Here is a 12,850-nt window from a genome sequence, read left to right on the forward strand (position 1 = left end):
CAGTTTACAAGTATTGTATCTTTTAGAGTAGCAATTTTTAGTATTTTTGTTTCATATTTCAGATACTTATGACAGAAGAAAAAAAATCGCTTAATTTTATTGAGCACATAATAGAAGATGATTTAAAGGATGGGATGTCTAATGATGCGTTACGATTTAGATTTCCACCAGAACCTAATGGATATTTACACATAGGGCATACTAAAGCTATTGGGATAAGTTTTGGATTAGGATTAAAGTATGATGCACCTGTAAATTTAAGGTTTGATGATACTAATCCTGCAAAAGAAGAACAAGAATATGTTGATGCTATTAAACAAGATATTAGCTGGTTAGGATACCAATGGGATAAAGAATGTTATTCTTCAGATTATTTTCAACAGTTATATGATTGGACTGAAATTTTAATAAAAAATAATAAAGCTTATGTAGATTCTCAGTCTGCCGAAGCTATCGCAGAACAAAAAGGAACACCTACAGAAGTAGGAACTAATAGTCCGTATAGAGATAGAAGTGTAGAAGAAAACCTGGATTTATTCAGGAGAATGAAAGCTGGAGAATTTGATGAAGGAGCACATGTAGTGAGAGCAAAAATTGACATGTCTAGCCCTAATATGTTAATGCGTGATCCACTTATGTATCGTATATTAAAGAAGGATCATCATAGAACAGGAAGTGATTGGTGTATCTATCCTATGTATGACTGGACTCATGGTGAGAGTGATTATATAGAGCAAATATCACATTCATTATGTTCGCTTGAATTTAAGCCTCATAGAGAGCTTTATGAATGGTTTTTGGAACAAGTATATGATTCTACTAAATTAAAGCCTAAACAGCGAGAATTTGCACGTTTAAACCTTAGTTATACCATCATGAGTAAACGTAAGTTACTCCAATTAGTAAATGAAGGTATAGTAACAGGTTGGGATGATCCTAGAATGCCTACAATATCTGGTTTAAGAAGAAGAGGTTACACACCTAATTCAATTAGGAAATTTGTTGAAACTGTAGGAGTAGCCAAAAGAGAAAATGTTATAGATGTTTCTTTATTAGAGTTTTGTGTACGCGAAGATTTAAATAAGATAGCAACTCGTGTAATGGGAGTTTTGGATCCTGTTAAATTGGTTATTACTAATTATCCTGAAGGTGAAACTGAATATTTAATTGCAGAAAATAATCCAGAAGATCCTAATGCAGGAACTAGAGAAGTTCCTTTTTCTAGAGAATTATACATAGAAAGAGAAGACTTTAAAGAAGAAGCTAACCGTAAATATTTTAGACTTACTTTAGGTAAAGAAGTACGTCTTAAAAATGCGTATATCATCAAAGGAGAAAGTGTAGTAAAAGATGATCAAGGAAACATAATAGAGATTCACTGTACATATGATGCTGATAGTAAGTCGGGTAGTGGAACCGAAGCTTCAAAACGTAATGTAAAAGGAACATTGCATTGGGTTTCTATAGCACATGCAATTCCTGCAGAAATTAGAGTATATGATCGTTTGTTTATAGATGAAGCACCAGATGGTCATAAGGACAAAACATTTATGGATTTTGTAAATCCAGAATCATTAAAAACAATTACTGGTTACGTTGAGCCTAGTTTAAAAGAGGCTAAGACTTATGAACAATTTCAATTTCAACGTTTAGGATATTTTAATGTAGATATTGACAGTACTGTTGATAAGTTAGTATTTAATAAAACTGTTGGATTAAAAGATGGTTGGACTAAAAAATCTAAACCAACTGCTGAGAATAAGCCAGTAAATAAGCCTAAAACTCAAAATGAGGCGCCTAAAATTAACGAAATACTAAAGTCTGGTAAGAAGTATACAAATTTACCAGATGCTAAAAGAGAAGCTTTAAAATCGAAAATTTTGATAGCTGCTGAAGATGTTTCTTATGAAGATGTTGAAAAACATTTTGGTACGGCAATTAAAAAAGTTGGTACTAGAATAGCTATTATGTTAGCTCTTGATGTACTTATTAACAAAAATAATATAGAAGTTAATAACGCAATATTAGATTATATTACTTTAGGACTTGATGACAAAAACGAGTTGTTAAAAAATGAAACTATTAATCTTATCTCAAAAAATAAATCACTTCAAGAAAAGTTTAAAGAAAAGATATAAACACTTTTTTATTAAGTTTATAAAACCAGAGTCATCTCTGGTTTTTTTTTGATCCATTATTAATGATAATTATATTTTATGTTAATAATTATTTTCATAATAATAAATTACTGAATATATGTATAATTATAAATTATTGTTTAATTATTATTATAGTTTTTTATTATTAATATTGAATCGATATAAAGCCTTATTAGAGTGTTTAAAAAATAGGTTGATGTATTTATATGTTATTATAATTTAATAAGCTTAAAATGTATTAATTTTTGATTTTTACTTAATATTGATTTTAATTATGAATATTTTATCTGTTATAGTATATTTTGATTAAAAGTTGATTAAAATTAAGCGATTTAAAGAAATTTAAAAACTTACCTGTAGTAATTATTATTTTAGATTTAGATAATGTATTAAAAGCATTTATTTCAATTATTTTGTTTACATCATTAAAAATTATTTATTAGTATTTAATGATAACTTTTATTTATCAAAAAAGAGCTAAAAATAAACTATATAAGGCTTTAAAAAAAAAGAGAAATGTAATTGTATTGTTTACTGTACAAAGTAGCTTTAAATAGTATTTAAATTAGTTTTTTTACTTTTTAAAATAAAATATAAAAAATAATGATGATTTTTTGTTAAGTAATAAGATATCGCTATATAAAAAAAGCCCATCTCATAGATGGGCTTTTTTTGAATAATTTTGAAATTAAGAATCTAGATCATCTTTTTTCTTCTTTATAGAACTTTGCTTTTTCATGGCTTCACCGATTTGGTTAGAAGCAGTAAAAGAAGCAACCATATTGTTAAGCATATCACTTCCGGCTTGAGGAGAATTAGGTAATAAAATTAAATTACTATTTGTCTCTTCACCTATAGATTGTAAAGTATCATAATGTTGAGTTACTACAATTAGGGCTGAAGCTTCTTGAGAATTAATACCTACATTGTTCAGTACATCTACACTTTCTTCAAGACCACGTGCAATCTCTCTTCTTTGATCAGCAATACCTTGACCTTGTAAACGTTTACTTTCAGCTTCGGCCTTTGCTTTTGCAACTATCTTAATTCGTTCAGCTTCAGCTTCATATTCTGCAGCAACTTTTTCACGCTCTGCAGCATTAATTCTGTTCATAGCTTCTTTTACTTGTAGATCAGGATCTATATCTGTAACAAGTGTTTTTATAATGTCATAACCATATTCAACCATAGCTTCATTTAATTCACCTTTTACAGCGATTGCGATATCATCCTTACGCTCAAAGACATCATCCAATTTCATTTTAGGAACTTCGGCACGAACAACGTCAAAAACATATGAAGTAATTTGATCATGTGGATTTTCTAATTTATAGAAAGCTTCATATACTTTGGTTTTGATAACTTGGTACTGTACAGATATTTTTAATCTCACAAATACATCATCTTTTGTTTTAGTCTCAACTATAACATCAAGCTGCTGTATTCTTAAATTCATACGACCTGCTATTCTATCAAAAATTGGAATTTTAATTTGTAATCCAGAATTACGAATACTTGAGAATTTTCCAAAACGTTCTATAATAGCAGAAGTTTGTTGCTTAACTGTGAATATCCCAGAGAAAATCATTAAGATTCCGAGAATGATTAAAGGTATAGTGTAAAAACTCATAATTATTTTTTTAAATTAATGTTGATTGATTTTTTATTAAAAGTACAAATTGAATTAAGAAGTTAAAGTGAAAGCTTAATTTATTTTTTGAAGTACTTTAATTATGTGTAGTAAAATTTGAAGTTTTGTTACAAAAAAAGCATTACCCTTTATTGAGCAATGCTTTTTATATCGATAAAATAGTAATGATTACAAAGTATTCAAACTATTTTCTAAACGTTTAATTGTTTCATCTTTACCAAGAATAGCTGCTATTTGATAAACATCTGGACCTTGTAATGAACCTACCAATGATAAACGAAGAGGCATCATTACTTTTCCAAAACCAATTTCTTTACTTGTAATCCATTCTTTTATAATGGTAGTTACATTGTCAGTAGAAAAATCTTCTATATTTTTTATAACAGAAACTAGTTCAGTGATTAGAGTAGGAGTGTCTTCTTTCCAAGCTTTTTTTGCTGCCTTTGTATCATAAGATGTTGGTGCAATGAAAAAGTATGAACTTAGATTCCATAGATCTTTTGGAAAAACAGCTCTCTCTTTGATCAAAGAAGCTATAGTTGAAATATCCAAAGAAGTTTCTATTGAATTTTCTTTAAGTATATTTTTAAATGTTATAGTTAATTCTTCTTGACTTAATTGTTGTAGGTATTGTTGTTGAAACCATTTAGTTTTTTCAGGATCAAATTTAGCTCCAGACTTATTTACACGTTTTAGATTAAAAGCTTGAATAAGATCATTCATTAAAAATAATTCTTGATCAGTTCCTGGATTCCATCCTAAAAAGGCTAACATGTTAACAACAGCTTCAGGTAAATAACCATCTTCTTTATAACCACTAGATATTTCTCCAGATTTAGGATCTTTCCATTCTAATGGAAATACTGGAAATCCTAATTTATCACCATCTCTTTTACTTAGTTTACCTTTACCTACAGGTTTAAGAATTAATGGGAGGTGAGCAAAAATTGGAGCTTCCCAACCAAGAGCTCTATATAAAAGAACATGAAGAGCCAAAGAAGGTAACCATTCTTCACCACGGATAACGTGAGTGATTTCCATTAAATGATCATCAACAATATTTGCCAAATGATATGTTGGCATACCATCACTTTTAAATAATACTTTATCATCTAATAAGTTGGTATCTATTTTCATTTGACCTCTTATTTCATCTTCAAGAGCTAATGATTCGTTTAAAGGAATTTTAAATCTGATAGAATAATTATCACCATTGTCAATTCTTTTTTGAACTTCTTCTTCAGACAAAGTCAAAGAGTTTTCTAAATTCATACGAGTAGTATGATTATAGATAAAAGTTTCCTTTTTACTTTCGGCTTCAGTTCTTAAAGCACTTAATTGTTCTGCAGTATCAAAAGCATAATAAGCATCACCACTTTTAATTAATTGTTCTGCAAATTCTTTATATAAATGTTTTCTTTCACTTTGACGATAAGGACCAAAATCACCTTCTTTTCCAGGACCTTCGTCATAAGGAATTGTACACCATTCTAATGATTCTTTAATGTAATCTTCTGCACCAGAAACATAACGGTTTTGATCTGTATCTTCAATTCTTAATATAAAAGTTCCACCGTGTTTCTTGGCAAACAAATAATTAAATAAAGCAGTTCTCACACCACCTATATGTAATGGTCCTGTAGGACTAGGTGCAAATCGCACTCTAACAGCTTTCGACATACTATATTTTTTTATGACGCTTTACAATTTAAATTCAAAATTAGGAGCAAAGATAATCTTATCTATCATTAGTTTTTAATGGTTAAAAGATAAAAAGAGAAAGTTTTTTGAAGTAGAATTAAGAAAATTATAAAATCAATTGTAAAAATAAAATTGTAGTTTTAAAAGTTAAACTGTTTTCTATGTGATTTTGGCTAAAAATTAGAAGCTTTAATCATGTACTAATCACTCTAAAAAAGATTGTTTTTTAAAAATTGCTTATGAATCATTACGATCAAATAAAACAAAAACTAGAAAAGTTTATCTATAAATACTATGTCAATGAATTAATCAAGGGAATTATTCTCTTCTTTGCTATCGGAGCTTTATATTTTTTGACAAGTGTTTTAATAGAGAATTTTTTATGGCTAAATAAAACCGGTAGAGGTATACTATTCTGGCTATTTGTGATTGTTGAAATTGGATTGTTTTATAGACTAATTATATTTCCTGTTTTAAAACTCTTCAAAGTTTTTAAAGGAATAGACGAGTTTAATGCTTCGAAAATCATAGGGAAACACTTTCCAGAAGTAAATGATAAACTTTTAAATATTTTACAATTAAAAAAACAGCATAATGATGCTGAGTTAGTACTTGCTAGTATTGAACAAAAGTCACTAGAATTACAATCTGTACCATTTCGATTAGCAATTAATTTTAGAGAAAACATAAAGTATCTCAAGTATGCAATTATACCAGTTTTAATTTTTTTAGTTGTTTCTATTTTTAATAGTAAAAATTGGTTCTCCTCAAGTTACGAAAGAATGGTTAATTATAAAGTTGCATATGAAGCACCAGCACCATTTCACTTTGTTATTCTTAATAAATCATTAACTACAGAAGAGAATCAAAATTTTAGACTGCAAGTTAAAACTGAAGGAAAAATTTTACCAGACCAAGTTCAAGTACATTTTAATGACCAAGACTATTTTTTAAAGAATAGAGGAGATGGTAGTTTTAGTTATGATTTCATCGGAATAGATGATAATATTACTTTTCAACTTAAAGCTAATGATGTTATATCAAAAGAATATACTTTAGAGATAACAGCAATTCCTGCTATTGAAGCTTTTGAAATGAAGCTTCAGTTTCCTGAATATTTAAATAAAAAATCAGAAATTTTAAAAAGTACAGGTAATGCTACTATACCTGAAGGAACTCTTGTTGAATGGAAAGTGAAGGGGAGAAATACTCAAATAGTAGATTTTGTAGATAGAGATTCTGTTTTTAAATTTCAAAAGGACGGTGATGAGTTTAATTATAACAGAACTATTTTTGAAGCCATTCCATATACACTTAATACTTCAAATGAACATTTAAAAAATTATGAAAGCTTATCATTTAATTTAAATGTAATAAAAGATCAATATCCAGAAATAAAAATTCAATCTCAAGTAGATTCTACCAATACAGAGATATGGTATTTTCTTGGACAGGTTAGTGATGATTATGGATTGAGAGCTTTGGAACTTATCTATTACGATGTTAATAATCCAGATGAAATTCAAAAGAAGAAGATTGAAATAGCTAATACAAATTATGATGAATTTAATTATCAATTTCCTTCAGGTTTAAAACTGATAGAAGGCAATAGTTATGAGTTTTTCTTTAGAGTATACGATAATGATGTTTTGCATGGTTACAAAAATTCAAAGACAAAAACCTTTTCATATAACAAACTAACACTTGAAGAAAAAGAAAAGGAACAATTGTTACAACAAAACAATACGATAGATAATATAGATAAAACTCTAGATAAGCTAAAAGAACAAAACAAGACTTTTGAAGAGATAAGCAAGACACAAAAAGAAAAAAAGAATTTAAGTTTTAATGATAAGAAAAAGCTACAAGATTTTTTAAAGCGACAAAAGCAGCAAGAACAACTGATGCAAAAATTTGGAGATGAACTGAAGAAAAATCTTGAAGAGTTTGAAAAAAATAAAACAGATGATCCATATAAAAAAGCCTTAAAAGAAAGACTTGAACGTAACGAAAAGAAGCTAAAACAAAATGAAAAGTTATTAGAAGAATTAGAAAAGATACAAGATAAAATTAATAAAGAAGAATTATTTGATAAGCTTGAAAAGTTAGGGAAGAAGAATAAAAGTTCTCAAAAAAATCTTGAGCAATTACTAGAGCTTACTAAGAGGTATTATGTAAATAAGAAATTAGAAAAGTTAGCTTCAGAATTAAATAAATTAGCAGAAGAACAAGAGCAATTATCTAAAGATAATAATGAAGATAATGCAAAAGAAAAACAAGATAAACTCAATAATAAGTTTGAAGATTACCAAAAAGAACTTGAAGAACTAAAAAAAGATAATGAGAATTTAAAGAAACCAATTCCAATAGAAGATCAAAAATCTGAAGAAGAAAGTGTAAAAAAAGATCAACAAAAAGCATCTGAAGAATTAGAGAAAGGAGATAAAAATGCTGCCCAAAAAAAACAAAAAAGTGCTGCAGACAAAATGAAGCAAATGGGCGAACAGATGCAATCAATGATGCAGAGTGGAGGAGAAGAACAAGAGCAAGAAGATATTGAAATGCTAAGACAGATATTGGATAACCTTGTTGAGTTTTCTAAATCTCAAGAAACACTTATGAAGAATTTCAAGAGCATAGAACCTAACCATCCTACTTATGCAAATAGATTAAAAAGACAAAGTGTATTAAGAGAAAACTTTAGACATGTTGACGATAGCCTTTATGCATTAGCTTTACGTAATCCTAAAATAAGTGAAGATGTAACAGAAAAACTTACAGATATAGAATTTAATATAGATAAATCTCTTGAACGTTTATCAGAAAATATGATTTCTCAAGGAACTTCTAGTCAACGTTACACTATTACTGGAGCGAATGATTTAGCCTATATGTTAAGTCAAGCTTTAAATAATATGAATATAAGCATGTCTGCTAGTAGTTCTTCTGGTAAGCCTAATCAATCTCGAGGATTTCAATTACCTGATATTATAAAGCAGCAAGAATCATTAGGAGAACAAATGAAAGAAGGATTGAAGAAAAGTAAAGATGGTAAACCTAAAGATGGAAAAGGAAATAAAGAAGGTGAAAAATCTAATGAAAGTAAGGAAGGTAAGCAAGGAGGAAAAAAAGATGGTGGTGAAAAGAATGGAGATGGTGAAGGTGATGATTTTAATGAAGAATTAAACGGACAATTATTTGAGATTTATAAAAAGCAGCAAGAGCTAAGGAATGCATTAGAAAATAAGCTTATTGAAAATGGTTTGAATCCTGATGAAAAAAGAATACTTAATGAAATGAAAGATGTAGAGGATGAACTTCTAAATAAAGGATTTAATGAACAGACATTAAGTAGACTTATTAATTTAAAACATCAATTATTAAAATTAGAAGAAGCGACGCTTAAACAAGGAGAAAAAAAGGAGCGTGAAAGTAAGAATAGCAATGTCGATTTTGAAAATAATAGTAATGATTTAAAAGAAAAGATAAGACAATATTTTAATGCTACAGAAATATTAAATAGACAAACATTACCTTTGCGGTCAAATTATAAAATTAAGGTTCAAGAATATTTTAATAAAAAGGATGATTAATTTTTTTTACGAATGTGAAACTAGTAAGCTAGAAGAAGATAAACTAGTAAATTGGATAAAAGATGTTGTTAATTCTGAAGGTAAAAGTATAGGTGAAATTAACTATATCTTGTGTAACGATGAATACCTTCTTAAGATAAATCAAGATTACCTAGACCACGATACTTATACAGATATAATAAGTTTTGATAATACTTTAGGTAATCAATTAAACGGAGATATATTTATTTCTATCGAAAGAGTAGAAGAAAATGCTAAAATATTTAAAGTATCACTTGAAGAGGAGTTACGAAGAGTATTGATTCATGGGGTTTTACATTTCTGTGGATATAAAGATAAGACAGAAGAAGAGGATAAGATGATGAGAAATAAAGAAAACGAAAAGCTAGATATGTTCCACGTGGAACGATAGAGTTGTGAATACATGTTCCACGTGGAACATGTGCTGATTTAGTTAATAAAAACAACGTTCCACGTGGAACGTTGAAATGTATATAGAGTTATTTGTGTTCCACGTGGAACACAAAACAAAAAAGGAAAGAGATGTTTGATAAAGAGTATGATGTGATAGTAGTTGGTGGTGGTCACGCGGGAAGTGAAGCGGCCGCGTCAGCGGCAAATTTAGGATGTAGTACTTTATTGGTTACAATGAATCTTCAGAACATAGCACAGATGAGTTGTAATCCAGCTATGGGAGGTATTGCAAAAGGACAGATAGTAAGAGAGATTGATGCACTTGGAGGATATAGTGGTATTGTAAGTGATCGAACTGCTATTCAATTTAAGATGCTGAATAAATCAAAAGGACCTGCAATGTGGAGCCCAAGAGTTCAAAGTGATAGAATGCGCTTTGCAGAGGAGTGGAGATTGATGTTGGAACAAACTCCAAATCTTGATTTTTATCAAGAAATGGTTTCTGGTTTGATCGTAGAAAATGGAAAGATAAAAGGAGTGAAAACTTCACTCGGATTGGATATTAAAGCTAAATCTGTTGTACTAACAAACGGAACTTTTTTGAATGGATTAATTCATATAGGAGAAAAACAGTTTGGTGGTGGTAGAGCAGGAGAGAGTGCTTCTAGAGGAATTACAGAAGAACTTGTTGAGCTTGGATTTGAATCAGGAAGGATGAAAACAGGAACACCTCCTAGAGTTGATGGAAGATCTCTTGATTATTCAAAAATGATAGAACAACCAGGAGATGATAACCCAGAGAAATTTAGCTACTCAGATAAAACAAGTGCGTTAACAAAACAACGTTCTTGTTTTATGACATATACTTCGCAAGAAGTTCATAACTTATTGCGTGAAGGTTTTGATCGTTCTCCTATGTTTAATGGGCGAATTAAAAGTTTAGGGCCTAGATATTGTCCTTCTATCGAGGATAAGATAAATCGATTTGCAGATAAAGATCGTCATCAGCTTTTTGTAGAGCCAGAAGGATGGGATACAGTAGAAGTGTATGTAAATGGATTTTCAACTTCTCTTCCAGAAGATGTTCAATTTAAAGCTTTACGTTCTGTAGCAGGTTTTGAAAACGTGAAATTCTTTAGACCAGGTTATGCTATCGAGTATGATTATTTTCCACCTACACAATTAACACATACCCTGGAAACAAAATTAGTATCTGGATTATATTTTGCTGGACAAATTAATGGTACAACCGGATATGAAGAAGCAGCTTCTCAAGGATTGATTGCTGGTATTAATGCTGCTTTAAAAGTAAAAGAAGAAGATCCTTTCTTGATTAAACGAAATGAAGCTTATATAGGAGTTTTAATTGATGATTTAATTACAAAAGGCACAGAAGAACCTTATAGAATGTTTACCTCTAGAGCAGAGTATAGGACGCTTTTAAGGCAAGATAACGCTGATTTTAGATTAACACCTATGTCTTTTAATATTGGGCTAGCAAAAGAGGATAGAATGCGTCGTATGGAAGAGAAAAGCAAAAAAGCTTCTTCTTTTGTTCAGTTTTTTAAGGATACTAGCGTTACACCTAAAGAAATGAACCCTATTCTTGAAGAAAGAGGATCTACAGCAATAAAACAAACAGGGAAAATGTTTAAAGTTTTTGCGAGACCTCAAATTACACTTGAAGACATGAAAAAGGTAGAAAGTGTTTCAGAATATATAAGTAAAAATAATTTGGATCGTGAAATTTTAGAGCAAACTGAAATTCAAGTGAAATATTCAGGATATATTGAGAAAGAAAAAAATAATGCTGATAAATTAAACAGATTAGAAAATATACGTATCCCTGATAATTTTGATTATACAAAATTAAAATCGTTATCATTTGAAGCCTGTGAGAAGCTTTCGAAAATAAGACCAGTCACAATTTCTCAAGCTTCGCGTATAAGTGGAGTTTCTCCAAGTGATATTTCTGTATTATTAGTATATATGGGGAGATAAAAAGGAAGGTTCCACGTGGAACATGAATAAAAAGATAAAAAAGAGCAGGTTTTTAATGAAACTTGCTCTTTTTTTATGCAGTATCTTTTTTTTATTAAAAATTAGCAAGAAGATATGTTTTGTAAATGAATTTGAACAATTTTATACTTAAAATAAAGTGCAATACCATTTCTTATTTGAAAGTATATTGTAGAAAAATTCTAGATTTTGAGGTTTTACACAAAAGAGAATAGAAACCTAACACCTGTACTGAGCAAAGTCGAAGTAATAGCTACGCTGATATTTTATGTTGAAGTAAAATGCATAAATAACAATTTTAATACGGTATTTTTAATTGAGTAATGGTATAAAAGAGATGTCTGTATTATTTTGCTATAAATAGAAGGGAAGAAGAACAATTAGTGTGGTTTTAACTCCCACAGATAATCTAAAATGTATAGATGATGAGTTTTTGAATCATTTCAATAAACTCAGTGACCGATGTAAGTGAAAATATAAAACTGAATTCTTTTATCAACCTATTTAAATATATCCTAAAAAACTGCGATGAAGAAGATATAAACTTAGCTAGTAATAAATATGGTGAATTAGGAACCTTTGAGTGAAATCTAAAGTCAGCAACCGATATTCGATATTTTTCATTCTTTTATCTGGATTTTTGATTCTTTTTAAGCGATATTTAAAAGAATATGTTCAGTCAATCTGAAATGTGTAAGTAGCTTTAGTTTTTAAGTAGATGGGTTTATAATGAAAAAATACAATCGTTATTCTTAATTCAATATATTAGTAAAATTCATAAATGATTTTTTGGATTGATACATTGAAGACTTTAGTAGTGAAAATTTAAATAAGAAAGCGAAAGTATTTTGAGTATAATCAATGATGATGAAAAAGAAAGATTAAGACTAAAGAATTAAAATTATATTTTAGAATTTAATTTTTAATCAAAGTATGTAGGGCTCAGTTCAGTATTAAAATAAAGAGCATATGTATTATAAAAAAGACTTGATTACTAAAAATAGTAATTAGATGAATAAAAAATGAGTTTTAGTGCTATTTTGATCAATTAATGAAATAATAGTTGTGTTTTTTATGCTAATATTTAAAAAATGGATATAAAGTCTATTTTTTTGAAAGCAGAAAGATCTTTTAAAAGAAAAATTAATTATTAATCTAAAGAATACAAATCTAGTTATGAATAATGATAAAATTATCTGTAAATAAGATTTGAAATAGAGTAGAAGTTGTGAGAAACAAAAGGATTTTATAAGTTCTAAAGAAATTTAAAACTTATTTATGATTCCAATAAAAATGAAGTATCTTTCGAATTC

General features: G+C 28.8%; 6 protein-coding genes. 4 read left to right on the forward strand and 2 right to left on the reverse strand.

The window, feature by feature from the left end; translation table 11 throughout:
• Positions 1–68 precede the first annotated feature (68 nt).
• Complete coding sequence (locus tag ACYEKI_RS05825; RefSeq protein WP_459210229.1) at positions 69–2,138, forward strand: glutamine--tRNA ligase/YqeY domain fusion protein; 2,070 nt, start codon at positions 69–71, stop codon at positions 2,136–2,138.
• Positions 2,139–2,847: 709 nt separating this feature from the next.
• Here the strand turns inward: ACYEKI_RS05825 and ACYEKI_RS05830 are convergent.
• Positions 2,848–3,789: an SPFH domain-containing protein gene (locus ACYEKI_RS05830; protein WP_459210230.1), complete on the reverse strand. Its 942-nt coding sequence runs from the start codon at positions 3,787–3,789 to the stop codon at positions 2,848–2,850.
• A 189-nt stretch (positions 3,790–3,978) separates the two neighbouring features.
• Positions 3,979–5,490, reverse strand: a complete 1,512-nt coding sequence (gene gltX / locus ACYEKI_RS05835) for a glutamate--tRNA ligase (protein ID WP_459210231.1) — start codon at positions 5,488–5,490, stop codon at positions 3,979–3,981.
• Between the two features lie 260 nt (positions 5,491–5,750).
• Between gltX and ACYEKI_RS05840 the strand changes: the two genes are divergently transcribed.
• From ACYEKI_RS05840 to mnmG, 3 genes are all read left to right on the forward strand, one after another.
• The gene (locus tag ACYEKI_RS05840; RefSeq protein ID WP_459210232.1) at positions 5,751–9,104 is read left to right on the forward strand and encodes a DUF4175 family protein; all 3,354 of its coding nucleotides are present in this window, start codon (positions 5,751–5,753) and stop codon (positions 9,102–9,104) included.
• The gene (ybeY, locus tag ACYEKI_RS05845) at positions 9,097–9,516 is read left to right on the forward strand and encodes an rRNA maturation RNase YbeY (RefSeq protein WP_459210233.1); all 420 of its coding nucleotides are present in this window, start codon (positions 9,097–9,099) and stop codon (positions 9,514–9,516) included. The genes ACYEKI_RS05840 and ybeY overlap by 8 nt, the downstream gene beginning before the upstream one ends.
• A 131-nt stretch (positions 9,517–9,647) precedes the next feature.
• Entirely contained in the window at positions 9,648–11,519 is a 1,872-nt protein-coding gene (mnmG, locus tag ACYEKI_RS05850; RefSeq protein WP_459210234.1) for a tRNA uridine-5-carboxymethylaminomethyl(34) synthesis enzyme MnmG, read from the forward strand.
• Positions 11,520–12,850 lie beyond the last annotated feature (1,331 nt).

Source organism: Aquimarina rhabdastrellae (assembly GCA_947387485.1).
Taxonomy (GTDB): domain Bacteria; phylum Bacteroidota; class Bacteroidia; order Flavobacteriales; family Flavobacteriaceae; genus Aquimarina.

What these genes read in the sequence shown, in the direction of transcription:
- mnmG (WP_459210234.1), top strand. Translation starts at nt 9,648, where the DNA reads ATGTTTGATAAAGAGTATGATGTGATAGTAGTTGGTGGTGGTCACGCG.
- ACYEKI_RS05840 (WP_459210232.1), top strand. Translation starts at nt 5,751, where the DNA reads ATGAATCATTACGATCAAATAAAACAAAAACTAGAAAAGTTTATCTAT.
- ACYEKI_RS05830 (WP_459210230.1), bottom strand. Translation starts at nt 3,789, where the DNA reads ATGAGTTTTTACACTATACCTTTAATCATTCTCGGAATCTTAATGATT.
- ybeY (WP_459210233.1), top strand. Translation starts at nt 9,097, where the DNA reads ATGATTAATTTTTTTTACGAATGTGAAACTAGTAAGCTAGAAGAAGAT.
- gltX (WP_459210231.1), bottom strand. Translation starts at nt 5,490, where the DNA reads ATGTCGAAAGCTGTTAGAGTGCGATTTGCACCTAGTCCTACAGGACCA.
- ACYEKI_RS05825 (WP_459210229.1), top strand. Translation starts at nt 69, where the DNA reads ATGACAGAAGAAAAAAAATCGCTTAATTTTATTGAGCACATAATAGAA.